This is a genomic window from Pseudomonas lalucatii (genome assembly GCF_018398425.1).
GTDB lineage: Bacteria > Pseudomonadota > Gammaproteobacteria > Pseudomonadales > Pseudomonadaceae > Aquipseudomonas > Aquipseudomonas lalucatii.
Genome location: NZ_JADPMV010000002.1, coordinates 727403 through 750260, shown reverse-complemented (window position 1 = coordinate 750260; position 22858 = coordinate 727403). Strand labels below are relative to the sequence as shown.

General features: G+C 63.8%; 24 protein-coding genes. 4 read left to right on the top strand and 20 right to left on the bottom strand.

Annotation, left to right across the window (positions count from 1 at the left end):
* Positions 1-370: 370 nt before the first annotated feature.
* Entirely contained in the window at positions 371-1597 is a 1227-nt protein-coding gene (locus tag I0D00_RS16910; protein WP_213640988.1) for an NAD(P)/FAD-dependent oxidoreductase, read from the bottom strand.
* Positions 1598-1658: 61 nt separating this feature from the next.
* A complete protein-coding gene (locus I0D00_RS16905; protein ID WP_213640987.1) occupies positions 1659-2438 on the bottom strand; it encodes an alpha/beta fold hydrolase in 780 nt (259 codons plus the stop codon).
* A gap of 246 nt (positions 2439-2684) precedes the next feature.
* Here I0D00_RS16905 and I0D00_RS16900 point away from each other — a divergent pair, with 246 nt between their 5' ends.
* Positions 2685-3815, top strand: a complete 1131-nt coding sequence (locus tag I0D00_RS16900) for an FAD-dependent oxidoreductase (RefSeq protein WP_213640986.1) — start codon at positions 2685-2687, stop codon at positions 3813-3815.
* 12 nt (positions 3816-3827) lie between these two features.
* Positions 3828-4637 (top strand): SDR family oxidoreductase, encoded by an 810-nt coding sequence (locus I0D00_RS16895; RefSeq protein ID WP_213640985.1) that lies wholly within the window; start codon positions 3828-3830, stop codon positions 4635-4637.
* A gap of 12 nt (positions 4638-4649) precedes the next feature.
* On the opposite strand, the gene I0D00_RS16890 is transcribed toward I0D00_RS16895, so the two are convergent.
* The 6 genes from I0D00_RS16890 to I0D00_RS16865 all read right to left on the bottom strand — a co-directional run bounded on the left by I0D00_RS16890 (position 4650) and on the right by I0D00_RS16865 (position 11466).
* Positions 4650-5558 (bottom strand): LysR family transcriptional regulator, encoded by a 909-nt coding sequence (locus I0D00_RS16890; protein WP_213640984.1) that lies wholly within the window; start codon positions 5556-5558, stop codon positions 4650-4652.
* 402 nt (positions 5559-5960) lie between these two features.
* Positions 5961-7157: an MFS transporter gene (locus I0D00_RS16885; RefSeq protein ID WP_213640983.1), complete on the bottom strand. Its 1197-nt coding sequence runs from the start codon at positions 7155-7157 to the stop codon at positions 5961-5963.
* 75 nt (positions 7158-7232) lie between these two features.
* Positions 7233-8285, bottom strand: a complete 1053-nt coding sequence (locus tag I0D00_RS16880; RefSeq protein WP_213640982.1) for a heme-dependent oxidative N-demethylase family protein — start codon at positions 8283-8285, stop codon at positions 7233-7235.
* 15 nt (positions 8286-8300) lie between these two features.
* Entirely contained in the window at positions 8301-9269 is a 969-nt protein-coding gene (locus I0D00_RS16875; RefSeq protein ID WP_213640981.1) for a PDR/VanB family oxidoreductase, read from the bottom strand.
* Positions 9266-9871 (bottom strand): dimethylamine monooxygenase subunit DmmA family protein, encoded by a 606-nt coding sequence (locus I0D00_RS16870; RefSeq protein ID WP_213640980.1) that lies wholly within the window; start codon positions 9869-9871, stop codon positions 9266-9268. The genes I0D00_RS16875 and I0D00_RS16870 overlap by 4 nt, the downstream gene beginning before the upstream one ends.
* Positions 9872-10041: 170 nt before the next feature.
* Positions 10042-11466, bottom strand: a complete 1425-nt coding sequence (locus I0D00_RS16865; RefSeq protein WP_213640979.1) for a gamma-aminobutyraldehyde dehydrogenase — start codon at positions 11464-11466, stop codon at positions 10042-10044.
* A 239-nt stretch (positions 11467-11705) separates the two neighbouring features.
* On the opposite strand from I0D00_RS16865, the gene I0D00_RS16860 reads away from it, so the two are divergent.
* Together I0D00_RS16860 and I0D00_RS16855 are read left to right on the top strand one after the other, a co-directional pair.
* Positions 11706-12461 (top strand): FadR/GntR family transcriptional regulator, encoded by a 756-nt coding sequence (locus I0D00_RS16860; protein ID WP_213640978.1) that lies wholly within the window; start codon positions 11706-11708, stop codon positions 12459-12461.
* A gap of 105 nt (positions 12462-12566) precedes the next feature.
* Positions 12567-13310 carry a cache domain-containing protein gene (locus tag I0D00_RS16855; protein ID WP_213640977.1) on the top strand — a complete coding sequence of 248 codons (744 nt, stop codon included), beginning with the start codon at positions 12567-12569 and terminating at the stop codon, positions 13308-13310.
* 471 nt (positions 13311-13781) lie between these two features.
* Here I0D00_RS16855 and I0D00_RS16850 read toward each other — a convergent pair whose 3' ends face one another.
* From I0D00_RS16850 to I0D00_RS16795, 12 genes are all read right to left on the bottom strand, one after another.
* Entirely contained in the window at positions 13782-14309 is a 528-nt protein-coding gene (locus tag I0D00_RS16850; RefSeq protein ID WP_213640976.1) for a S26 family signal peptidase, read from the bottom strand.
* Entirely contained in the window at positions 14306-14548 is a 243-nt protein-coding gene (locus I0D00_RS16845) for a hypothetical protein (RefSeq protein WP_213640975.1), read from the bottom strand. The genes I0D00_RS16850 and I0D00_RS16845 overlap by 4 nt, the downstream gene beginning before the upstream one ends.
* Positions 14545-15183, bottom strand: a complete 639-nt coding sequence (gene parA / locus I0D00_RS16840) for a ParA family partition ATPase (protein ID WP_213640974.1) — start codon at positions 15181-15183, stop codon at positions 14545-14547. Before parA ends, I0D00_RS16845 begins: the two co-directional genes overlap by 4 nt.
* Before the next feature lie 244 nt (positions 15184-15427).
* On the bottom strand, positions 15428-16255 hold the full coding sequence (locus I0D00_RS16835) for a replication initiator protein A (protein WP_213640973.1): 828 nt from the start codon (positions 16253-16255) through the stop codon (positions 15428-15430).
* Positions 16256-16266: 11 nt separating this feature from the next.
* The gene (locus tag I0D00_RS16830; protein WP_213640972.1) at positions 16267-16638 is read right to left on the bottom strand and encodes a helix-turn-helix domain-containing protein; all 372 of its coding nucleotides are present in this window, start codon (positions 16636-16638) and stop codon (positions 16267-16269) included.
* Positions 16639-17147: 509 nt separating this feature from the next.
* Entirely contained in the window at positions 17148-17660 is a 513-nt protein-coding gene (locus I0D00_RS16825) for an antirestriction protein ArdA (RefSeq protein WP_213640971.1), read from the bottom strand.
* Positions 17661-17879: 219 nt separating this feature from the next.
* The gene (locus tag I0D00_RS16820) at positions 17880-18176 is read right to left on the bottom strand and encodes a LasR-specific antiactivator QslA (RefSeq protein WP_213640970.1); all 297 of its coding nucleotides are present in this window, start codon (positions 18174-18176) and stop codon (positions 17880-17882) included.
* Positions 18173-18445, bottom strand: a complete 273-nt coding sequence (locus tag I0D00_RS16815; protein WP_213640969.1) for a hypothetical protein — start codon at positions 18443-18445, stop codon at positions 18173-18175. The genes I0D00_RS16820 and I0D00_RS16815 overlap by 4 nt, the downstream gene beginning before the upstream one ends.
* A gap of 503 nt (positions 18446-18948) precedes the next feature.
* Positions 18949-20127 carry an acetyl-CoA C-acetyltransferase gene (locus tag I0D00_RS16810; RefSeq protein ID WP_213640968.1) on the bottom strand — a complete coding sequence of 393 codons (1179 nt, stop codon included), beginning with the start codon at positions 20125-20127 and terminating at the stop codon, positions 18949-18951.
* 34 nt (positions 20128-20161) lie between these two features.
* Positions 20162-20791, bottom strand: a complete 630-nt coding sequence (locus tag I0D00_RS16805; RefSeq protein WP_213640967.1) for a TetR/AcrR family transcriptional regulator — start codon at positions 20789-20791, stop codon at positions 20162-20164.
* Between the two features lie 5 nt (positions 20792-20796).
* Positions 20797-21501: a nitroreductase gene (locus tag I0D00_RS16800; protein ID WP_213640966.1), complete on the bottom strand. Its 705-nt coding sequence runs from the start codon at positions 21499-21501 to the stop codon at positions 20797-20799.
* A gap of 77 nt (positions 21502-21578) precedes the next feature.
* The gene (locus I0D00_RS16795; RefSeq protein ID WP_213640965.1) at positions 21579-22841 is read right to left on the bottom strand and encodes an OprD family porin; all 1263 of its coding nucleotides are present in this window, start codon (positions 22839-22841) and stop codon (positions 21579-21581) included.
* Positions 22842-22858: the final 17 nt, after the last annotated feature.

Below are 22858 nucleotides of genomic sequence, written 5' to 3'. Positions count from 1 at the left end.
TGTCAGTTGCCCGAGATACTCCTCGACGTTAGCGGCGGCCTGCTGCGACAGGCTCAGCGAGAAGGTCTTTTCCGCCTCGCGCGCTTGCAACATCAGTGCGCGGGCGCCGCCGAGATCGCGGATGATCGTGCCGCGTGCTTCGAGTAGATGCAGCGCCTGGAAGGCGGTGGCCGCTACGCCGATGGTGGATAGCAGCACCAGGCCGAAGCCCAGGGACAGTTTGGCACCGACCGAGAGGTTGCCGAGCAGGCGAGTGAGCATGGTCATTTCCTTGGGCGCGATGGCATGCAGCCGCTCGCGCCTTGCCGGGGCGGGCGACCGAAGGGGGGGAGGCGGGGCCGGGCGCTCCGGCCGCGGCCCCGCAGATGCTTCAGGCCAGCAGGCTCTTCAGGTCGAAGCCAGTGTCGGCCACTTGCGTCTTGTCCGGCGAGATACCCGCCGCCAAGAGCTTGCGGCTGAGAACGTGGTCGAGCGGCTGATTGACCGAGTCGACCGCGATCAAGATCTCGTCGCGGTAGTGGAACACCGAGAAACGCCCCCGCCCCGGGTCGCCGCGAGTTACGTAGTCGGTGCAACCCAGAGACAGGCCGACCATCTGCAGCTTGATCTCACCCTGATCGCTCCAGAACCAGGGCAGGGCCTCGTAGCGAGCGTCCTGGCCAAGGATCTGTTGGGCGACGATGCGCGCCTGATCGTTGGCGTTCTGGATCGACTCCAGGCGCAGCCGGGCGTTGTCGGCGTAGCGGTTCTCGCAGGCCACGCAGTCGCCGATGGCATACACCCGCGGCGCCGAGGTGCGTAGATGGTTGTCGACCAGGATGCCGTTGGCGCAGGCGATGCCGGCGGCCTCGGCCAGCTCGCTGTTGGGCAGTGCGCCGGCACCGACTATCACCAGGTCGGCCGGCCATTCCCCGCTGGCACCGCGCACCGCGCTCACCCGGCCATGTTCGCCGAGGAAGGCCTGCACCGTGCTGCTCAGTTCGATGTCGATGCCCTTTTCGCGATGCTTGGCCGTGACGTAGGCGGAGACCTGCGGCGAAACCGAACGCTCCATGATGCGCCCGGCGGTTTCCAGTACGGTGACCTGCTTGCCGAGCTGGCGAGCGGTGGCAGCCAGCTCCAGGCCGATAAAGCCGCCGCCGACTACCACCACGGCGTTGCTTTGCGCCAGGCGCTGACGCAAGTCGCGAGCCTGGGCCAGGGTGCGCAGTCGCACCACTCCCTGTAGGTCGCAACCGGGCAGCGGCAGGGGGCGGGCGCGGGCGCCGGTGGCCAGCACCAGGTCGTCGTAGGCGAGCCGGCTGCCGTCATCCAGAATCAACTGCCGGGCGTCCGGGACGAGGGCGCTGACCCGCACGCCCAGGCGCAGGTCGATACGCTGTTGATCGTAGAAGTCGCGGCTCTGCAGTAGCAGCTTTTCCTCGACTTCGGGCGTGTCGCTGCAAATGAAGGCCTTGGACAGCGGTGGGCGGTGATAGGGCAGGTCGCCCTCGTCGCTGAGCAGGGTGATACTGCCATCGAAGTGCTGGCTGCGCAGCGCGGAGGCGAGGCTGACCCCACCGTGTCCAGCGCCAACGATAACGACATGTCTTGTCATCTTTGTTGTCTCTGTCGTTCGTAGGATCGGCCGACGGGCAGGCCGCCGGCCGGGCGTTGAATCAGTCCAGAAAGAACTGGCGCAGCAGGCGCTCCACCTCGGCCGGCGCTTCGTGGTTGCAGATATGGCCGACGCCCTCGAGCACCGCGAGGGTGGTGTATGGGTTCTGTCGGTTCATCGCCTGCATGTCCGCTACCGGGCCGCCACCGTGGTCGTGCTCGCCAGCCACCAGCAGGGTGGGCACCTGCAATTCGGCGAACTGCGCGCTGAAGTCCATCTCGATAAAGGCGCGCACATAGGCCAGGTAGCCGGCCAACGTGGTGCCCTTCATCATGCGCCGCAACAGTTGGTCTACCTGAGGGTGATCGGCGCGAAACGCCGCGCTTAGCCAGCGGTCGACGGTGATATCCGCCAGTTTGTCCATGCCCTGGACCTGCGCCGCCTCGCAACGCGCCTGCCAGAAGTCGCGACGGTCGTCTGGTTGGCGCGGACGGCAGCAGAAGGCAGCGATACGCTCGACCCGTGCGGGGTACGCCAGCCCCAGGGCCAGCGCCAGTGAACCACCAAAGCCGAGCCCGACCACGCCGGAGCGGGTGATGCCAAGCTGATCCCAGAGCTGCACCACGCCGTCGCGGATATCGTCGAATCGACAATCATGCGGCGGTTCCGGGCTGCGGCCGTGACCCCAGGGATCGAATCGCAGCACCCGGAAATGCTGGGACAGTGCCTTGGCCTGGTCTGCCCAGAAGTCGGCATCGTTACCGATGCCGGGAATAAAGGTCAGCCAAGGTGCTCCGGCTTTACCGGTGATTTCATGGTGAAAGGTCGGAAGTGTTTTCATCGTACGGACTCCTTGCGTGGCCCGAGGTTACGAAGTGGTCAGGCGGCGAGCTAGGCAAGCGGTTGGATGGCTGCTATTCGGTGTGTGCATGGCTGCCGGCAGATAACTGCGTTGCACCTTTTGCAGGTGGCTGCCGCCGGCTTTGTCCCTAAGATTGGAGCAGGCCGCCGTTCTTGCGCGGTGAACCCTAATAACAACAAGAGGCGGCAGCGGCATCTCCCTCCCGCTAGCCGTTGGAGAACAGTCATGGCAACAGTCATTCAGTCCGCGTTGGTAGTCGGCGGTGGTTTTTCCGGCATGTCGGCGGCCATTGAGATGCGCAAACGCGGTATCCACGTCGACCTGGTGGAAATCGACCCGGATTGGCGCAACTACGGCGCCGGCATCAGCATCGGCGGTCCTACGCTCAGGGCCTTTCGTACCCTGGGTATCCTCGAACGCTTCCTGCAGGAGGGTTACGCCTGCGATGGCCTAGATATCTATGCGCCAAACGGCACACTGCTGAGCCAGGTCGATACCCCGCGTATCGCCGGAGATGACGTACCGGGCAGCGGTGCGGTGATGCGTCCGGTACTGGCGCGTATCCTTGCCGACGCCACCCGTTCCAGCGGCACCGATGTGCGCCTGGGCTGTACCCTAAACGGCTTCGAGCAAGACGTAGACGGTGTCACGGTGGATTTCAGCGATGGCAACCGACGCCGCTATGACCTGCTTATAGGCGCCGATGGTCTGTATTCGCAGTTGCGCCGCAGCCTGCTGCCGGACGCGCCGAAACCGCGTTACAGCGGTCAGGGCGTATGGCGTGCGGTACTACCGCGGCCAGCGCAGATCACGCGTACCATGCTTTGGGTTGGCGATCATCTGAAGGTGGGGCTCAATCCGGTGTCGCGCAGCGAGATGTATCTGTTCGTCAACGAGGACCGCCCGCACAACGATCATGTGCCGCCCGAACAGTTTCTGACTCGCCTGAAGGCGCTACTGGAGAACTTTAGCGCCTCGGAAGTACGCGCTGCTCGCGATAGTCTCGACGAGCATTCGCTGGTGATTTTCCGTCCACTGGAGGGGCTATTGGTGGAGCAGCCCTGGTATCGCGGCCGCGTCGTACTGATCGGCGACACGGTGCATGCCACCACGCCACACCTGGCATCCGGCGCCTGTATCGGTATCGAGGACGCCATCGTCCTGGCCGAGGAACTGGAGCGCCGTGCCAGCCTGGCCGATGCCCTGCAAGCCTTCCAGCTGCGCCGCTGGGAACGCTGCCGCATGGTGGTGCATAACTCCGCGCGGCTGGGGGAAATAGAAATAAGCGGCGGCGACAAGGCCGAACACATGCGCATCATGCATGAGTCGTTCGCTGCCCTGATCCGTCCCATCTGATCTGGAGGTTCTATGTCATTGCTCAACGACCACGTGGTACTGGTGACTGGCGGCGGCTCCGGCCTGGGCCTGGGGGTGGCGCGCCATTGTCTGGCCGAGGGGGCCCAACTGGCGGTCATGGAGCTTTCGGCGGCCAAGGTTGCAGCGCTGCGCGAGGAATTCGGTGCCGACGTACTGGTGCTCCAGGGCGATGTGACCAGCCTGGCCGATCTGCGCGCCTGTCGCGAGGCCGTCCTCGAACGTCATGGCCGGCTCAATGCGCTGATAGGCACCCAGGGTATCTTCGATGGCAACGTACCCATCGCCGAGATGGCCGAGGATCGCCTCTACGCGCTGTTCGACGAAGTGCTCAGCGTCAACGTCAAGGGCTACCTGCTGTCGGCACGGGTGTTCGGCGAGGCTCTGCAGGCCAGCGGGGGCGCCATGGTATTCACCACTTCTACGGCTGCCTATGCCGCTGACGGCGGCGGGGCGGCGTACAGCGCGAGCAAGGGGGCTATACGCAGCCTGGTCAACCAGCTTGCCTTCGAGTTTGCGCCGCATGTGCGGGTCAACGCGGTGGCGCCGGCAGGCATCGCCAACAGCCAGTTGAGTGGCCCACATGCATTGGGGCTCAGCGCGCAAAAGCAGTCTGACATCCCAACCGACGCCTTCCTGTCGATGTTCCGCTCGCTGAGTTTGCTGCAGGAGCTGCCGACACCGGAGGATCACGGCCCGCTCTATGCTTTCCTGGCGTCGCGGCAGAACCGGATCATGACAGGCCAGACGGTGGTGGCCGATCAGGGCTTGCTCAACCGTGCAGTGCTCACCCGGGGGGATTAGCCCCTGGGCGTCTCACTCCCGGTTTTTCAGCAGCAGCGGTGCTTCCTGCTCGATCAATTTCTGCACTGTGCGCGTCGCCAGGGTACTGGGGCGACGCAGCGAGCTGGCCAGCACCACGCTACGCAGCAACTCGGGTTTGACGATCCGTGCCACCGAAAAACGCGGATCGTCGATGTGTTCGAACAGCCCCGAGGTAATCGCGTAGCCCCCGCCGGCGGCGACTATTTCCCATTGCAGACGGATCGAGTCGGCCTCCACGGCGCAATCGAAGTCGATGTCGTGGGTTTTCGACAGCTTTTCCAGGCGCATGCGCAACGGGTGTGGGCGCGAAGGCAGGACCAAGGGAAGGTTGCGCAGAGCTGCCAATTCCACCGTGGTCTGGGCCACCGCAGGGCTGCCCGTACGCCCCACCAGCATCAGTTTGGGCTGGGCCAGCACCGACTCGTCGGAGGATGATACGTCTGCTTCACGCAGCAGGATGCCCATGTCGATACGTCCCTCGTTGATCAGCTCCTCAAGGTGCGCACTGCTGCCATCGCACAGGTGTAGCTTGATCCTTGGGTAACGCTCCTGCACCAGCCGAAACAGTGGCCCGGCGATAGGGGCGACGGAGGACGGAAGCAGGCCGACCCGTACTTCGCCGATTGGCACGCCTCCGGAAGTCCGGATCACATCGGAGATCTCTTCCGACTCCTCCGCCAGCGACTCGATCCGCGGCAGGATCTGCTGACCGAAATCGGTGAGGGTAACGCCGCGTCCGGTGCGGTTGAACAGGCGCACGCCGCACTCCCGCTCGAGCTGGGATATATGCCGACTGATCATAGACTGCGGTACGTCCAGCGCCACTGCGGCCTGGGTCAGGCTGCCCAGCTTGGCCACCTTGATGAAGTTATGCCATTTGGGATCCAGGATCGGTTGCACAACGACTGACCTCCTGAGAAGAGATGTGGGAAATTGGAGTTGTTGGAATGCCACATTGACTCTGGATTATCCCATTTATGGATACTGCTCGACCATCCGACTAAAGCGGTCTTGGCGAGGAGAGGCTGTGTCAGAGAAGTTCGACGGTGGGGGCCGTTCAACCACTCTGCTCTGGGTCCAAAGATTGAGTGCTAAGGCCATGGCTGATAGCCATTCCTCCATATTTGCGGATGCCACGGTTGTTTGCTGCCGATTAGGTATGCACCTGGATATCGCCAGAGCCATTTCCTGCAGAGAGATTCCACCCGAGGCTTAGGGGCGAATCACCGTTTCGGTGATTCGCCCCTAAGCCGGCAACGCCAGGTTCCACAAGGGTGGGTGCTCTTGCAGATATTGTACGGATCAGGCTACCGCCAGGTTCATCTGGGTATGTTCACGACGAATGCTCGCCAGCGGGACTATGACCAGCAGCAGGGTCAGCACCACGGTCACCGCGATGCCCCATGCCGCCAGGCTGAACCCGCCCAGCGAGATCAAGCCACCGGAAATTGCCGGTCCCACGGCCAGGCCCAGGCTCAGGAAGCTGCTTGATGCGGCTACGATCCGGCCTTCGCGATCCATCGCTGCTGCCAGCCCGGTCAGGTAGCTCAGGGCATAGAAGTAGGTGATGCAGATAGTCATCACGCCCACGGTGTACATGGTCTTGGAATACTCGCCCAGCACGTAGCACAGACTGGTCGCGCCGGTCAGCAAGATCGCCAGGATCACGGGGGTGCTCAGGCCGAAGCGCTTGCCTATCATCGCCGCCAGCAGCGGCCCAACCAGGCCGACGAAGGACTGGAATGACAACAGCACACCCACCTCTTCACCGCTGTAGCCGACCATGATGCCGATTCGCTCGACGAAGGCCCAGCCCATGGTGTCGCGAGCCTGAAACACGAACATCGCCAGCATCATGCAGATCGCCGGCAGGCTCAGCAGTACATTGCCCGGGCCACTTTTCGCGACCACCGCGGCTTTGACCAGCGTTGCACGCTGCTCCATCGCCGGAATCGCCAGTAGCATCACCGCCATGGTTCCCGCCATCGCGTAGTACAGGCCGGCCAAGCCATACAGCGCCATGACCTTGGCGTAACCGAGCATCACCACGATCATCAGCAACACCGAGAGGATGTTCATATGCCCGGCAATGCGGTCTGGCTGTTTCGCACTGGCTACGCAGGCATTGCCGCAGGCCAGGGCCAGACCCGCGCCGATACCAGCCACGCAGCGCACGGCGCCCAGGGCATACAGGTCGTTCATGTGCGCACTGACCAGGTTGGCGGCAATCGCCAGCAGGGTGCCGCCCAACGCTAGGGTACGGCGCGGCGCGCGCCCCATGAACGGCGCCACCAGCAGCGAGGCGAGCATGGTGAAGCCGAACTCGGCCGACATCAGAAGCCCGGCCTGGGCTTCGTTGAGATCGAGGTCGTTGATGATGGCGCTGATCAAAAACGGCAGCGCCCACAGGCCGAGCAGGCCCACGCCATAGGCGGAACCCGCCGCGGAAAACACCAGACTCCAGCTTTCGGGCAAGGCATTGCGTATTGTTTTATTCATCGGGGTAATCCCTGATTGGCCAGTATGGCATTGCAGAAAAGGCGCGCCGGAACGACGCGCCCAGGGTATTGAGATTTAGTGCTGCAGGCTTTCGTCGACAGGCGTGCCGTCGTCGTACTGCGAGAGCCAGGTGACCATGGCGTCGCGGTAGCGAGTGAAGCCCTTGTAGTCCACCAGCTCCTGATCCAGGTCGCGGATCACGCGGTGCATGCGCTTGGCCCACTGTGGCGCGGCCTCCGCCAGCTGCTTGAGGCTGACCAGGTAAGTGCGCACCGGGAACAGCACGGCGTTGCTGCGCGGCAGGCGGTGCAGCGGTTGCAGCTCGATACGCAGGTTGACCAGCTCACCGGCGTTTTCCGGGGTGACGATGGTACGATCCGGCGCCCAGTCCGGCAGGGTCTCGGCGGAGGTTTCCAGGCGCGGGTTGACGGTGATCGACCAGTTGGTGCGGCGCACCGGGTGGCCCGGACGCAGGCGCAGCAGGAACTTTAGCGCGCGTTGCAGGATGCCCATTTCGTGCAGCTTCGGCACTGGGCCGTGGAATTCCATGAAGCTCATGCCCAGGTTGAAGCGAAGTGAGTAGTCGGCGCGCTGGGTGGCCATGCCGGCCCCCATCACCAGGGTGTCGTCACGCTCTTCGAGCAGGATGAACTCGCCCTGGGCCTGGCGGGTGATGTACTCCATAGGCTCCATCGGCAGGCTGCTGGCGTCGCCGAAGGTGAAGGTCTGGTCGATCTTCAGCGGGCGGTTGATCCAGTGCCACTGGCTGCCGTTCTTCTCCAGGGTGAAGTGCTCGGGGAAGTCCCGCGAGTAGGACTCCATCAGCAGCTCCAGCAGGTCCCACTGGGCCTCCATCATGTGCGGCAGCGCGGCATAGTGCACACCTGGCTGGCTGTCGAGGGTTTGCGCACGGTGGTGGCATTCGGAAATGTAATGCTCGTCGATATCGAACTGGGCGCGCAGCGCACCCTGGCCGAACGGCACATGGGGCTCGACGTTCATCGAGTACATGTACTGGTCTTCCGGGTACGGAAAGGGCAGGCGCAAGATGGCCTCGCGGCTGTTGCAATAGGTGAAGTCCTTGGCGTCGTCGTCGGCGTAGGTTTCGATTGGCTTGAATACGGTCATTTTTGTTTTCCTATCTCAGAGGTCTACTACCAGGCGGCTGCAGGTGGCGCGGGATACGCACGGCATGAATTTGCGTTTGCTCAGCTTGTCCTCCTCGCTGAGCCAGTCATCGCGGTGGTCCAGTTCACCGTCGAGTTCCAGCACTTCGGTTTCGCAGTAGCCGCAGGCGCCGCCGCGGCACAGGTAGGGCACCTTGTAGCCGGCCTGTTCGGCGGCTTCGAGCAGCGACTGGTCTGGGGGCACCTCGATGGTCACGCCTTGGAGGGCCAGGGTGACGCTGAACGACTGGCCACTGGAGCCCTGCTCGACGAAGCGTTCGTAGTGAATGTGGCTGTCGGTCCAGCCCAGGACGTGAGCGCTGTCGATGGTGTCGTCGATCATGCTGTCCGGGCCGCAGACGTAGACGTGGCTGCCCAGCGGGCGCCCGGCGAGAATCTGGCGGATGTCCATGCGCGCATCCTGGCCCTGTACGTACAGGTGTACGCGCGCTCCGTAGCGGGCCTGCAGCTCTAGGCCCAGGGCGGTGTGTTCCGCTCCGCGTACCGCCAGGTGTAGCTCGAAGTCGGCCTGCTTGATGTGCAGCTCTTCCATCTGCGAGTACACCGGGGTGATGCCCACGCCGCCCGCGATGAATACGTGCTGGCGGGCATGCTTGGCTAGTGGGAACAGGTTAGCCGGCTGCAGGATCTGTAACAGCGCGCCTTGTTCCACGCGGTCGTGCAGATAACGCGAGCCGCCACGTCCATCTTCGACCCGGCGTACGGCGATCTGGTAAGCGCTGGAGTCGTAGGGCGACCCCATCAGCGAGTAGGCGTTGCGGTGGGTCTTGTCGCCGTCTTCCATCACCACCACCACGTGGCTACCGCCGGAGAATGCCGGCAGGTGCTTGCCGTCCGGATCGACCAGGGTGAAACGTTTGATTTCCGGAGTAAGGGTCTCGATGCGCGCGACCCGCACGCTGAGGGTTCCGTTATGGGTGTTCATGTATCCAGCTCCTCGGCAGGTGGCAGTTCGCCCGGGACTTCGCCGTCGGCCTTGATGCCCTGGAAGGCGGCCAGACGGCGGGAGTAGTGGTCGCGCACGACCAGGTTCAGCTGGCAGCCGGGGCAGATGAACACGCGTTGGGTGACGTTCTCGGTATAGGTGTCGCAGTGCGCGCACCAGACGCGGCGTACCAGGGTGCCGCTGTGCTCGCGCAGCACTTCGTCACGATTAAGATCCACTGCGTTGGCGGCCTGCATGGCGGTGCCGATGAAGCTCTCCGAACCGCTCAGGTACAGACGGGTGCCCATGTGCGCGCTTTCCAGCAGGCGACGCAGGCCTTCGATCAGCGCATGATTGCTGTCGAACACCAGCAGGTCGTCGGCTTCCGTCTGGCGCAGCTCGGTCAGGTGGTTGTGCCCGGAGAAAGATTCGGTGGAGTAGAGCAGGGTGCTGGACTGGCGCTGGGCCGGGGACATCTCCCCGATCAGGCGCAGCATGGCCTCACCGCCGCTGCCCTGGCCCACGATCAGGTGGCGCAGGCCACCTACCATCGGTTGCAGGCGGTCATAGACCGGGCGGCTCTTGATGCCGGTGATAAGCATGGTGACTCCTCGCTGGTGAATGGCAGAGACCAAGTAGGATCTATGCCATTTTACCTATTGTTTTATATGTTTTATTTCGAGGGCAGTTAGCCCTTATTGAGATTGGGGGGGGCGCACCCCTTGTGCCAGGCCTTGTATGCCTCAATGGCGCACAAGGCTGCTGCTCAGGCTCAGTGCTTGAACATCACATGCCGCACGCAGGTGTAGTCTTCCAGGCCGTACATGGACATGTCCTTGCCGTAGCCGGATTGCTTCATGCCGCCGTGGGGCATTTCGCTGACCAGCATGAAGTGGGTGTTGACCCAAGTGCAGCCGTACTGCAAGCGCGAGGCCAGGCGATTGGCGCGGCCGACGTCGCGGGTCCAGACCGAGGAAGCCAGGCCGTAGTCGGAGTCGTTGGCGAAGCTCAGGGCCTGGGCTTCGTCGCTGAACGGAGTGACGCTGACCACCGGGCCGAATATCTCGCGCTGGACGATTTCGTCGTCCTGGCGGGCGTCGGCCAGCACGGTCGGTTCGAAGAAGTAGCCTGGGCCGGGCACGCGTTTGCCACCGGTGATCACGCGGATGTGCGGCAGTGCCTTGGCGCGTTCGACGAAGCCTTCCACGCGCTCCAGATGGTCGCGGGTAATCAGTGGGCCGAGCTCGGTTTGCGGGTCCTCCTGCAGGCCGTAACGGATGCTGCCCACGGCCGCCCCCAGCTTCTGCACGAACTCCTCGTAGACGCCTTGCTGCACGTACAAGCGGCAGGCTGCGGTGCAGTCCTGGCCGGCGTTGTAGAAGCCGAAGGCGCGGATGCCCTCGACTGCGGCGTCGATGTCGGCGTCCTCGAAGATCAGTACCGGGGCCTTGCCGCCCAGTTCCATATGGGTGCGCTTCACGCTGCTGGCGGTATTGGCAACGATGCGTGCACCGGTGGCCACGGAGCCGGTGAGCGAGACCAGGCGCACCTGCGGATGGGTCACCAGAGGTTCACCGACGCTGGGGCCCTTGCCGAAGAGAATGTTGACCACGCCGGTGGGGAACAGATCGTTGATGATGCCGGCCAGCTTCAGGGCGGTCAGCGGGGTCTGTTCGGACGGTTTGAGTACCACGCAGTTGCCAGCGGCCAGGGCCGGCGCGAGCTTCCAGGCCACCATCATCAGCGGGTAGTTCCACGGCGCGATGGAGGCGACCACGCCCAGTGGGTCGCGGCGGATCATCGAGGTGTGGCCGGGCAGATATTCGCCTCCGGCGGAGCCGTTCATGCAGCGGCTGGCGCCGGCGAAGAAACGAAACACGTCGGCAATCGCCGGAATCTCGTCGTTCAGTGCGGCCTGATAAGGTTTGCCGCAGTTCTGCGACTCAAGGCGGGCGAAGGTTTCGGCTTCGGCCTCGATGCGCTCGGCCAGCTTCAGCAGCAGCTCGGCACGGCATTTCGGCGTGGTCTGCGACCAGGCGTCGAAGGCTCGCTGGGCGGCCTGTACGGCGGCGTCCACCTGGGCGTTGCTAGCCTCGTTGATATTGACCAGCACTTCGCCGATGGAGGGGTTGTACACGGCGTGGCTGGCACCTTCACCGGCGACCAGCTGGCCGTCGATCAGGAGGTTCGTTTGCATGGCGGCTCCCTTGTGGGTTTTGTCGTTGGGGTTTAGGCCTTAAACATATGAAAACATATCTTAATGTTTGAAGGTTGCCAACCTTTTCATCGATAATTGCTCGCGAACGCGATTTCATGGGTTGGAGAGGGGGGGGAGCGACCGTATCAGTGCCCCCCTAACCTCTATAAGATGCGGAATTGAACGTTTAACCCTTTGCCCTTCGGGCTTGGTTGAACCTACTGAAGAGGGAGAGTCAATTGAGTGCCCTGAATACCGCCCGCAGCACCGCATTTATCCGCCTGCGCCAGGAAGGCCGTACCGACGAGGTGGTGCGCCGGCTGGTGGAGGCCATTGAGTTGGGGCTGTTCGCCGAGGGCCAGCAACTACCCAGTGAAAGCGAGCTGGCCCTGCAGTTGGGGGTGGCGACCGTGACGCTGCGCGAGGCGCTGGTCACCTTGCGTCAACGTGGGCTGATTGAGACGCGTCGAGGGCGCAACGGTGGCAGTTTCGTCTGTGCGCCGGTGGAGTTGCCCGAGCCGTTGTTGCTTCGGCGTTTGCAGGACATGAGCGGCCCGGACCTGCGCGATCTTGGCGACGAGCAGATAGCGATTTCCGGTACCGCGGCGCGTCTGGCGGCTCATCGCAGTTCCCGCGAGCAGCAGACGCGCATTGCCCAGCACATCGAGTCGCTGAAACAGGCCTCCACGCGCCTGGCTCGGCATCGTGCCGATGCGCGCTTTCATATCGAGGTGGCTGCTGCCGCTCAGTCGCTGCGCCTGACCCATGCCGAAATGCGCCTGCAGTCGGAAATCGGCGAGCTGCTCTGGATGGAAGCCGCCGGTGGCAGTGACGTGACCGTGATCGAACAGGAGCACCGGGCCATTCTCGAAGCCTTGGTCAATGGCGATGCGGTGCTGGCTGGAGCTCTGGCCGAAGCTCATGTGAGCCGGGGCATCAAGCGTCTGATGGCGTTGCGCCTGGAGCTGCTGGCCGACAATGAGCTGCCGAGCTGAGCTCGCTGCCTGGCCGTTGCGGTGCGAACTCGGCCCATATACGAAGCAGTGCCAGAGCATTTTGATAACAACAACGTACAAAAGAACCTGCGTGAGGAAAATGCCATGTCTGTCGTGAGCGATAACGACCCCCTTGCTGTTTGTGCCCGGCAGCTCAACAGCACGGTGGGGACCATCTTCAGCCAGGTTCGGCAACTGGTGGACGTAACGGTCGAGCTGTGGGCGCGTGTGCTAGCGGAGGGGCGTCAGCCGGCCTCGAAGGATTTGGCACTGCTGCGTCCTGCGATCGATGCGCAATTGCTGGCTACGGGCGCGTTCGGCTGTGGTGGCGGGGTGATCGTCGAGCCAGGTTGTCTGGCCGACCGCGAGATGCACCTCGAATGGTGGTACCTGGCCGATGGAGGCAAAACCCTGCCGTTACGCCCGAACTTCGACCGGCGCCGAGAGAACTTCTACGACTACACCAACATGCCGTGGTATGCCCGTCCGCGGGATTCTCGCAATAGCAGCGTCGAGGGGCCGTATGTAGATCTCTATGGCACCAACATGTACGTGCTGACCTTCACGATGCCGATCATCGTCGATGACCGTTTCATCGGGGTCGCCGGGCTGGACCTTTCACTGCACAACGTCGAGAAAATGCTGATCCGCAGTCTCATGTGCTTGGCAAACGAAGCAGTTTTGATATCTACCGAGGGCCGGATCATTGCGTCAAATACAGCTAACTGGATGGTAGGTGACCTGGCGCCCAAGTTGCTGGACCCAAGGCCCATGCAAGGCGTGCGGCTGGTGCTGGAGGAGCCGGAGGCAGGGTGGTCGCTGATTCAGTTGTCAGGCCTTCGCCATTAATTTGGTATGGGGCAGATGGGGCGTATCGCCGCCCTGATCGCTACCTTGTGGCAGGCATGAGTCCGGCTGGTCGGTTGGGCTTGGGGTCTGCTCTGTTGTTCTGATGGCGCTCCTTTGCCATGTCGGAAGCTCCTCCAAGTTAATCGTAGTGCCGCGTACTAGGCACGCGATTGGGCCAGTGGTGGCGCGGCTATTGGGTATATACGGCACGCCACGGCACCAGCTGGGTGCCGCCTCCATCCCCCGTGCAGACTGCTTCTCGGGCCAACGAAGTGCCGCCCCCTTTTATCTTGCCCTCCGCTCTTCCTCTGCCTTGGCCTGTCCCGGGTGGTTGATCAGGGTGATCAGGTTGCGTGCCGACGAGTGTCCGACCCGGTGGGCAAGGACAGTTCTGCTTGCTGGGTGGCGGCACGCGATTGCGCATGCCGAGTGCATGCAGTCGAAGGGCAGGCCGACGTGAAAGCGACCGGCTCATCGACGCGACTCCAAGCACAAGGGCTGCGCCCGACCGATTACCGCGTCGACAGGCACCGGGCCGAAGTAGCGGCTGTCGAACGACTCCGGGTTGATGGTGCTAAGCAGGAACAGTTCATCGCCAACCAGGTGCCGGCAACCTGTCCAGGCTGGCTGCGCGCGACCCTGTCGATCTCGTCGCAAGCGCCTGGCCACTAGCTCGCCATCGATGCGCACCTGGTTGCCTTGCACGCACACCTTCTGTGGCGCCACCGCCGCCACAGTCTTCAGCAGCGGCACGTTCGCCGGTAGATAGCCCCGCTGCGCTGCCAGCGTCATCGCCTCTGCTGGCAAGCGAACCAGCAGCAGATCGCCGGCTGCAACCGTGCCGGTTGGTGTGATGCGATACCAGCCGATGGGTACGCTGGCGGAAGCGTTGTAGACCAGCCATGGCGGCGAGGTTGCGAGCGCCGCCCAAGCCAGGGCAAGCAGGCTGACTGTGGCCAGCGCCAATGGCCAACGCGTGCGGCGAGTGCCCAGCCTCATGGCGCGACCTCCGGGTATTCCCGCTCCAGCACCTCGCGCAGCAGCTGCGCCACCGTCACGCCGCGGTTGAACGCCGCCAGCTTGATCCGCGTGCGCAGTGCCGGCGTCACGTCCAGCGTCAGCCGCGCGGTGTAGCGTGCGGCCTTGGCGCTGTCGACGGCGGCGCCCTGGCGTATCCAGGCCTCGGCCTGCGGATCGGCCAGCGGGCGTGCACCGATACCGATGCGCTTGCCGCTCATGTTGACCACCCCAGCAGCTCGTCGACCAGGCTGGTGACCTCGCGCGCGGCGGCGCTGTCCGGTGCCAGTTCACGGGCCAGGCGACCGGCCGCCACGCTCTCGGCGAAGACGATGCGCTGGCGTACCTCGGCCTGCAGTGCCGGTAGCGGCTGATCGGCCAAGGCGCCGCGCGCCTCGCGGCCGATCACCGTGGTGCTGACCCGGCGGTTGATGGCGAAGGCCGCGCGCAGCGTGGGCCTGAACAGCTGCGCCTCGCGGATCAGGTTGACCATCTCCGCACTGGCCCACAGGTCGTAGGGGCTGGGCTGCACCGGGACCAACACGCGGTCGGTGGCTAACAACGCCGAGCGGGCGAGGGCGGCAATGCGCGGTGGCCCGTCGATGATCAGGTGGTCGGCACGGTGGGCCAGCTCCGGCGCCTCCTGGTGCAAGGTCTCCCGCGCCAGGCCGACGGTGCCGAACAGCCGGGGCAAGCCCTGCTGGCTGCGTCGCTGCGTCCAGTCCAGGGCCGAGCCCTGGGGGTCGGCATCGAGCAGGACGACGGTGTGGCCGCGCAGGGCCAGTTCGCCGGCGATGTGGGTGGCCAGAGTGGTCTTGCCGACACCGCCTTTCTGGTTGAGCAGGGCGAGGATCATGGCCGTTTCTCCCCGGCCAAAGCGCCCCAATCAGCACCTGTCCACAATCGGGCGCTGCCCCAATAACAAGTTAGAGCTTTTAAGTTAGTTAAGTTAAGGGAGGCTGGAGGCCGCGCCAGCCGTGGCCTGCAGAGGAGTTTGTGCGCCTGATGGCACGATAGTGATGCGCCCGATAGCACGAGTCCGCTTGCGCCTGATAGCACGACTGAATTCACAGCTTTTCCCGAAGTTATCCCCGTGCCGTCTACGGCACGGCCCGGAAGCTCAGCAGTTCGGTCGAGGGACACAGGCGCACAACCTCCAGGCGATACCCCGGCAGCGACTGACGAACGGCCAGCACGCGCAGATCCTTGGCGAAGTCCGAATAGCGCGCCGAGCTCCCCGACTTGCGATACAGGTGGCGAAAGTCGAACTGCCAGCCGTCCTTCTGCTTGCCGCCGTGCTTGCGCACCAGGCGATACAGCCAGCGCTCGATGCCGCCGGTGAGGCGGAAGTAGGCCGGGTCGATGGTCAGCACCAGGGCCTGATCCAGCACCCCGCGGTAGAACCAGTCCGGCAGGATCAGCTCGATGCCCAGCGGCCGGCCATCCGCCGCGGCCAGCTCCTTCCACTCGTTGATCCAGGAGAAGCGGTGCAGGCGCCGGCCGCTGGGCGCGCGGAGCGAGGTGGCCACGCTGGTGGACTGCAGGCGATCCAGGGCGGCCTTCAGGCGCTGGTAGTCGCGCAGCGAGGTGCCGCGGCCGATGAAACGCAGGATCTGGTAGGGCGTCGCGCGCATCAACCGCGAGGTGGGGATGCCCGCATCGCACGCCTCGACCAGCTGGCTGGCCGCCCAGATCAGGATGTCGGCATCCCAGATCGTGGCGATGCCATGCTCCAACGTGCCCTCCACGCGCACCCTCACCTCGCCCGAGTGAAAGTCGATGGGCACCGTACGGCGCGACTTGGCCAGGGAGAAGAACGGGTGCGCCATCAGGTCCTGGGCGTCGCGCGGCGCCAGATCGCCCGGCAGGGCACGAAACAGCACCAGCTGCCCACTCTGCGCCGGTTGGGCGCGTACGTCGCGACTCATGGGCAAGGGCTTCACTGCTCATCATGCTGGGCTCCCGGGTGGCGGTCGAGGTACTCGGGGTCGAAGGTGGTCTCGAAGCTGCGCTCACCGGCCCAGGCCTCGAGATCGGTGAGCGCATACATCACCCGCCGGCCGAACTTGCGAAAGCGCGGTCCACCGCCGATCACCCGTTGCTTCTCCAGCGTGCGCGGCGACAGGCGCAGGAAGGCCGCGGCTTCGTTGTTGGTGAGGTAGCACGGGGCAGGGCAGGCCTGGGGCGTGAGCGCTTCACTGGCGCGCTCTACGGGTCTCAGGGCGTGGGCCGTGGGGCCGGCTTTGCGGTGCAGCGGGGCGTCGAGATCGATGGGCTGCGGGTGACGGGAAAGCTCGGGTGAGCGCGACATGGGGGTGTCCTCCGTTGACGTGGGAGGTGCACCGTGCGGCACTCGTCGTGGTTGATCATGCTGGGTTGGGTCTGGGCGAATGCGAAGGCAATAGGGGCGTGGATTGAGACCCGCAAGGTCTGGGCGCTGACCGAGTACGCCCACTTACGCGAGCGACCACCAGCCACAAGCACCTGCGTGACGAACCGAGCGCGTGGGGCTACGTAGTTACGGTTCTAAGGCTTTCTGTAAAACCTGAACTACGTATTCACGGATTTCCGTAAATCCGTAGAAGCGTAAATCCGCATCCCCACAGATCCGTAAATCCGTGGATACGGATCTACGGATTTGGGCAAAGACGTAAGACCGTAACGGTCTCAATCAACATGCGCTACAGCGCGGTTGCTCCAGGCTGATAGCCGGGGGCGCGCCTCTGTGCATCAGCCTCCTGGGTGGGGCGCGCGGGTGGCCGACAGGACAGGGGCGCAAAAAGCCAGGGCACCGGGTCGCCCCGGTGCCCATCACGCAGCCTAGCGATTCCAGAACACGTGCACCTGCTCGAAGCCGGTCTCCAGGGTAAACACGTCGCCGCCCATCTCCAGGTCGCGAGCCATGGCGCGGTAGTCAATGTACATAGCCAGGTGCGGCGGAATGCTGGTGGTCTCCTCGGTCAGTTCCTGGGCGTAGTCGGCCAGCGAGGCGTAGCAGCCGCAGTAGTCTTCCTCGGCCGCCTTGCGCGCCTGCTCCAGGTCGTTGAAATGGGCGAGCAGGGCGCCGCCGAACTCGGGGTACTCCTCGATAAAGCAAGCGATCTCGTGGGCGCTCTCCAGGCCTGCGTATTCACCGAGGCGATAGCCGTCGAAGCCCTCGAAGTCGTGGATGGCGTATTCCTCCGCCCCCTCGACCGGCGAGGCTGCCAGCATGGCGTCGACCTGCGCCCGGATGGCGTCCAGCTCCAGGGTGGCATCGATCCAGACGCCATGCAGGTGACCGGCGTTGTAGGCGGCCAGGTCGGCAACGTAGATCCTGATGTGTTCGCTCATGGCGTTCGCTCCTTGGTCTTCTGGGTTCTGCGCTTGCGCTGCGCATGAACCCCTGCCGACTAGGGCGACTAAGGCGGTGGTGAAAAAATCAGGAAAAATCGCGGAGGCTCCACCCCGCACAGCGGCAGGGTGGAAACCGTCTATTTTTCTTGATTTTGAGGGGGCAAGAACCCCTGCTTCTGTCAGCTGAGCCGGTATCAGGCCGGCTCAGCTGCTGGCCTAGAGACTCAGGGTCACATCCCTGAGCGGCTCCATCCCGCAGCGGGGGGAGCACAGGCGCTGGTGGATGCGGCTGAGAAAGCCCACTTCGAAGGCGCGGCGTTCGATGGCCCGGGGCAGGTGATCGCGCTCGGCGATCATCGCCGCCCAGAGCCAGCCGCTGCGCGGGTTGTCGAGCCAGGTCTGGGCAAAGCTGACGCCCCGGTTGAAGGCCGGACGACAGTCCGCAGCCCAGTTGATTTCCATGCCGGGATGGCCATCGTGCGGTGGCAGCAGGGTCACGACACTTTTGCTCATGACGCGACACCTCCTCGCGCTTCGGACAGCGCACGGCGGTAGAGCACGACCAACTCGTCCAGCAGGTCCAGGGCCGAGTAGGCCGCCACCCGTACACGCAGGTCATCTGGCTGAAAGCCTTCCGGCTCGGCCAGATGATCCAGCAGATTGCCGAGCATGGTCGCGCGCAATTCGGCGGCGGCCTCGACGGGCAGGGGCGAAGGTTCGGATTCGTGCAGCGGACTCGGTTGCCGCGGGAAGGGGACGATGCAGGTTTCGAACTCAGCCATGGCGCACCTCCTGGATGGAGGCGAACAACAAGACCAGAGGCCCAAGGCGGAGCTCTTGGGTAAAAAGGGGGTAGCGCATTTTCCTTATGCTCCTCGGTTTGATTAAGGAGCCGCCACCGACCGTTCTGACGCAGTATGGTGGCAGACCGTACGGGGGTCAGAAACCGGAAACCAAGGGAACCGGCCAGGCAAAAGCCTGCCCCGCACGGCCTGCCATAGAAAAGCGATAGCAGTACATCAGCGTGTCTGCTGCTCAGCTATGGCGCTACCGCGCCCTGGTTTCATCGGGTTCTGACGCCCGGCCGTGGGATTGACCACGACGGCCGAACTCTAGCCTGCAGGTTTCAGGATGGCAACATGCTGGGGCGTAGATGGTGTAGTTGGAATCTTCCTTAAGGTTGCTCGGTGGCCGGGTGGCAGGGATGGACTGCTAGATCCGTGTCCAAACATAATTTGCTAGAGGGTTCAGTTTCCATTCATAAGCCCCCGCTGTTCATGTATCCCTATCGTTCAATTGCCAACGCCACACCCTGACCGCCGCCGATGCACAGGGTGGCCAGGCCCTTCTTGGCGTCGCGCTTGATCATCTCGTGCTGCAGGGTCACCAGTACCCGGCAGCCCGAGCCGCCGATCGGGTGCCCCAGGGCGATGGCGCCGCCGTTGACGTTGACCTTGCCGGCATCCCAGCCCAGCTCCTTGCCGACCGCCAGGGCCTGGGCGGCGAAGGCCTCGTTGGCCTCGATCAGGTCCAGTTGCGCGAGGCTCCAGCCGGCCTTGTCCAGGCAGCGGCGGGTGGCCGAGACCGGGGCGATGCCCATGATCGCCGGATCGACCCCGGCGTTGGCATAGGCCGCGATGCGCGCCAGCACTGGCAGGCCCAGGGCCTCGGCCTTGGCGGCGCTCATCAGCAGCACCGCGGCGGCGCCGTCGTTGAGGCTGGAGGCGTTGCCGGAGGTGACGCTGCCGTCCTTCTTGAACGCCGGCTTGCTGCTGGCCAGGGACTCCAGGGTGGTGCCGGACCGGGGTTGCTCGTCGGTGGCGAAGGCGGTGGGCTCGCCCTTGCGCTGGGGAATCAGAATCGGGGTGATCTCATCCTTGAAGCGGCCCGACTCGATGGCCGCGGCGGCCTTGCGCTGCGAGGCGGCGGCGAAGGCGTCCTGCTCCTCGCGGCTGATGCCGTACTTGTCCACCAGGTTCTCGGCGGTGATGCCCATGTGGTAGTCGTTGAAGGCGTCCCACAGGCCGTCATGGATCATGGTGTCGAGCAGCTGGCCGTGGCCCATGCGCAGGCCGCTGCGCATGTTGGGTACAACGTGGGGCGCCAGGCTCATGTTCTCCATGCCGCCGGCGATGATGACCTCGGCATCGCCGCAGCGAATCGCTTGGGCGCCCAGGTGCAGGGCCTTGAGCCCCGAGCCGCAGACCTTATTCAGGGTCAGGGCCGGCACCGCGTGGGGTAGGCCGGCGCGGATCGCGGCCTGGCGCGCGGGGTTCTGGCCGGCACCGGCGGTGAGCACCTGGCCGAGGATCACCTCGTCGACCTCGGCGCCGTTCAGGCCGGTCTGCTCGAGCAGGCGTCGGATCACCGCGGCGCCCAGTTCGACGGCCGGAATGCCGGCCAGCGAGCCCTGGAAGCTGCCGATGGCGGTGCGGGTGGCGGCGACGATGACGACTTCTTGCATGAGTATTCCTCGCGTAGCAGGCGTTTCCTGAAACTCAGGAAGTACGTTTAGTAGGATATGGGGCTGGGCGGATGGAGTAGCCCACCATGAGTAAGGTGAGTTTCGAATACTGGGCAACGATCTCATCGATGCTCAGGGGGCCGTCTGACCGATACCAAGAACAGACGTGGGTCAGCGTATTGAACAGGATGTGGGCGAGTAGCTTTGGTTCGTCGCACTGGAACAGTCCCTCGCCGATCCCCTGTTCAAGGATGGTTCGTATCTCGTCGAGATAATTGCGGCGAGCGTGTCTGACGATGTCCAGATCTTCGCCGTAGAGGTTGCGGAGCTCCATGTTGCCAAGCACGCCTTCCTCTTTCCTGAGCAAGTGGTAGCGCACATGGAAGTCTACGAAGGCGCACAGCGTGGTGTCGGCTCCGGTATTCAGGGGCTTGGACATTCTCCATGCCCGTAGCAGTTCGTCGAGGTAGCCCAGCACCAGGCTGACCAGCAACTCCTTTTTGCCTTGATAGTAGAGATACAAGGTGCCCGGATTTACTCCGGCCTGGGTAGCCAGCTGGCGCAGGCTCATTGAATCGAAGCCGATCTTCGAGATCAGCTGAATCGCCGCTTCGCGGATGGCCTGTTCCGTCGGCCGGGCCTCTCTTAGGGCTCTGTTTGGCATGTTGATTATGCAGGTTCTTGCAGGGCAGTTTCCCGCTCGTGGAAACCCTGAAAGGACGCGAAGTTGGTGACAGGCTCGCGCGATGTTTCCATCATGTTTTCCGGTGCTTCGCGGTCTTCGTGACCCAGGGCTATGCCGCATACCAGGATATCGGTATCTGCGAGCGGTACATGCCGGCGTACGACCTGGTGGTACCAGGCGAATGCTGCCTGCGCGCAGGTGTGCAGGCCCTGACCGCGAGCGGCCAGCAGGATGTTCTGGATGAACATCCCCAGGTCCATGTAGCTACCGGTGTTGAGCCGACGGTCGAGGCTGATCAGCAGGCCGACCGGGGCGTCGAAAAAGTGGTAGTTGCGCAGCATCTGCTGGTTACGCGCCTGCAGGTCGTCGCGGGCGATGCCGAGTGTCTCATAGAGACCGAAACCCGAAGCGCGGCGGCGTCCAAGGTAGGGCTCGAACCAGTCGTCCGGGTAATAGCGGTACTCGGCGTGGTGTTGTTCCGATTGAGTGGTGGCGACCTCGAGGATATCCGTGCACAGGGCTTGTTTTGCGTCCCCGGTCAGCACATGCACATGCCAGGGTTGCACATTGTTGCCGCTCGGTGCGCGTGCGGCGACTGCCAGTATGTGCTCGACAGTGTGGCGAGGGATGCTCAAGGGCAGGAAGCGACGAACCGATTTGCGAGAGCGGATGGCGACATCTACATGCATGGATGGAGTCCTCTAATGCTGGCATGGCATGGGAGCAGATCGCTCGATCTGCTCCCGGTATCGTATCGATTGGTGGCTTACCAGAACTTGACCGTGTAGTTGACGATGAAGCGGTTCTCGTCGACGTCGGTGGTGTGGCTGCCGCGATAGGCGACGTTGCGCAGGCGCAGGCCGACGTTCTTCAACGGGCCGCTCTGGATGACGTAACCGAGGTCGATGTCGCGTTCCCATTCCTTGGCATCGGCGCCGCCGATCGTGAAGTCGTCGCCGCGGACATAGCGGGACATCAGGGTCAGGCCGGGTATGCCTACTGCTGCGAAGTTGTAGTCGTAGCGCACCTGCCAGGAGTCTTCCTTGGCGCGGAGAAAGTGATTGTAGGTCACGGTGTTCAGTGCCCAGGGGTCTGTACCGCCGCCGATGAAGGGCAGGCCGGTGTCGCCACTCTGATCCTGGTAGGCGAAGCCCAGGGCATGGCCTTGGTAGGCGAAGGTGAACATGGCGCCGAGGTTACGGTTGTCGACCGTGGTATTGCCTTCGTTGCCGCTGTCGAAGTAGCGAATATCCGACTTCAGGGTCAGCCCTTCGCTCAGCGCCAGGCTGTGCAGCAGGTTGCCGTAGTGCTGGTTGTAGTTGTCTTGCAGCTCGGCATAGAAGTAGCTGGCGGTCAGGTTCGGCTGCAGTGCATAGCTGGCGCCAGCGTAGTTGAAGCGGTCGCTGGGCTTGCCGCCGCCGACCAGTGCGCCGCCCTCGGCGAAGGCGACCATCTTCATGTCCTCGTAGTCGCTCGAGTCGCGCAGGCGGGTGCCGCGGAACTGGCCGGCGGTCAGGGTCAGCTTGTCGATATCCTTGGATACCAGCTGCGCGCCCTCGAAGGTCTGCGGCAGCAGGCGGGTGTCGTTGCGATAGGCCACCGGCAACAGCGGCTCGTGGGTGCCGACGGAGAGCACGCTCTGGGCGAGCCTGGCCTTGGCGGTCAGGCCGAGGAAACTCCACTCGTCGGCCGCCTCGCCATCCTGTTGCACCAGCAGGGCCCCGGTACGGCTGGTACCCCGGCCTGAGTCCAGCTTGATGCCGAGCAGGCCGAGGCCGTCGACGCCGAAGCCGACCGGACCCTCGGTGAAGCCCGAGTTGAAGCGCAGCATGAAGCCCTGGCCCCATTCCTCGGCCTTGTGGTTGCCGCTGGCGTTGTTGCGAAAATCGCGATTCATATAGAAGTTGCGCGTGTCGAGGCTCAGCTGGCTGTCTTCGACGAAGTCGGCGTGGGCGATCACTGGCAATAGGCAGCCGCTCAGGAGTAGCAGGCCTGGGATCGTGCGGTTGTGGTGGTGAGGAAGGTGCATGTTGTTTACCTGTAGTT

Bases quoted from the DNA above. Each gene is read 5' to 3' on its own strand.
- I0D00_RS16865 (WP_213640979.1), bottom strand. From the start codon at position 11,466: ATGCAAACGAACCTCCTGATCGACGGCCAGCTGGTCGCCGGTGAAGGT.
- I0D00_RS16885 (WP_213640983.1), bottom strand. From the start codon at position 7,157: ATGAATAAAACAATACGCAATGCCTTGCCCGAAAGCTGGAGTCTGGTG.
- I0D00_RS16820 (WP_213640970.1), bottom strand. From the start codon at position 18,176: ATGAGCAAAAGTGTCGTGACCCTGCTGCCACCGCACGATGGCCATCCC.
- I0D00_RS16905 (WP_213640987.1), bottom strand. From the start codon at position 2,438: ATGAAAACACTTCCGACCTTTCACCATGAAATCACCGGTAAAGCCGGA.
- I0D00_RS16855 (WP_213640977.1), top strand. From the start codon at position 12,567: ATGTCTGTCGTGAGCGATAACGACCCCCTTGCTGTTTGTGCCCGGCAG.
- I0D00_RS16795 (WP_213640965.1), bottom strand. From the start codon at position 22,841: ATGCACCTTCCTCACCACCACAACCGCACGATCCCAGGCCTGCTACTC.
- I0D00_RS16830 (WP_213640972.1), bottom strand. From the start codon at position 16,638: ATGTCGCGCTCACCCGAGCTTTCCCGTCACCCGCAGCCCATCGATCTC.
- I0D00_RS16825 (WP_213640971.1), bottom strand. From the start codon at position 17,660: ATGAGCGAACACATCAGGATCTACGTTGCCGACCTGGCCGCCTACAAC.
- I0D00_RS16895 (WP_213640985.1), top strand. From the start codon at position 3,828: ATGTCATTGCTCAACGACCACGTGGTACTGGTGACTGGCGGCGGCTCC.
- I0D00_RS16805 (WP_213640967.1), bottom strand. From the start codon at position 20,791: ATGCCAAACAGAGCCCTAAGAGAGGCCCGGCCGACGGAACAGGCCATC.
- I0D00_RS16880 (WP_213640982.1), bottom strand. From the start codon at position 8,285: ATGACCGTATTCAAGCCAATCGAAACCTACGCCGACGACGACGCCAAG.
- I0D00_RS16870 (WP_213640980.1), bottom strand. From the start codon at position 9,871: ATGCTTATCACCGGCATCAAGAGCCGCCCGGTCTATGACCGCCTGCAA.
- I0D00_RS16910 (WP_213640988.1), bottom strand. From the start codon at position 1,597: ATGACAAGACATGTCGTTATCGTTGGCGCTGGACACGGTGGGGTCAGC.
- I0D00_RS16810 (WP_213640968.1), bottom strand. From the start codon at position 20,127: ATGCAAGAAGTCGTCATCGTCGCCGCCACCCGCACCGCCATCGGCAGC.
- I0D00_RS16800 (WP_213640966.1), bottom strand. From the start codon at position 21,501: ATGCATGTAGATGTCGCCATCCGCTCTCGCAAATCGGTTCGTCGCTTC.
- I0D00_RS16875 (WP_213640981.1), bottom strand. From the start codon at position 9,269: ATGAACACCCATAACGGAACCCTCAGCGTGCGGGTCGCGCGCATCGAG.
- I0D00_RS16850 (WP_213640976.1), bottom strand. From the start codon at position 14,309: ATGAGGCTGGGCACTCGCCGCACGCGTTGGCCATTGGCGCTGGCCACA.
- parA (WP_213640974.1), bottom strand. From the start codon at position 15,183: ATGATCCTCGCCCTGCTCAACCAGAAAGGCGGTGTCGGCAAGACCACT.
- I0D00_RS16900 (WP_213640986.1), top strand. From the start codon at position 2,685: ATGGCAACAGTCATTCAGTCCGCGTTGGTAGTCGGCGGTGGTTTTTCC.
- I0D00_RS16815 (WP_213640969.1), bottom strand. From the start codon at position 18,445: ATGGCTGAGTTCGAAACCTGCATCGTCCCCTTCCCGCGGCAACCGAGT.
- I0D00_RS16845 (WP_213640975.1), bottom strand. From the start codon at position 14,548: ATGAGCGGCAAGCGCATCGGTATCGGTGCACGCCCGCTGGCCGATCCG.
- I0D00_RS16835 (WP_213640973.1), bottom strand. From the start codon at position 16,255: ATGAGTCGCGACGTACGCGCCCAACCGGCGCAGAGTGGGCAGCTGGTG.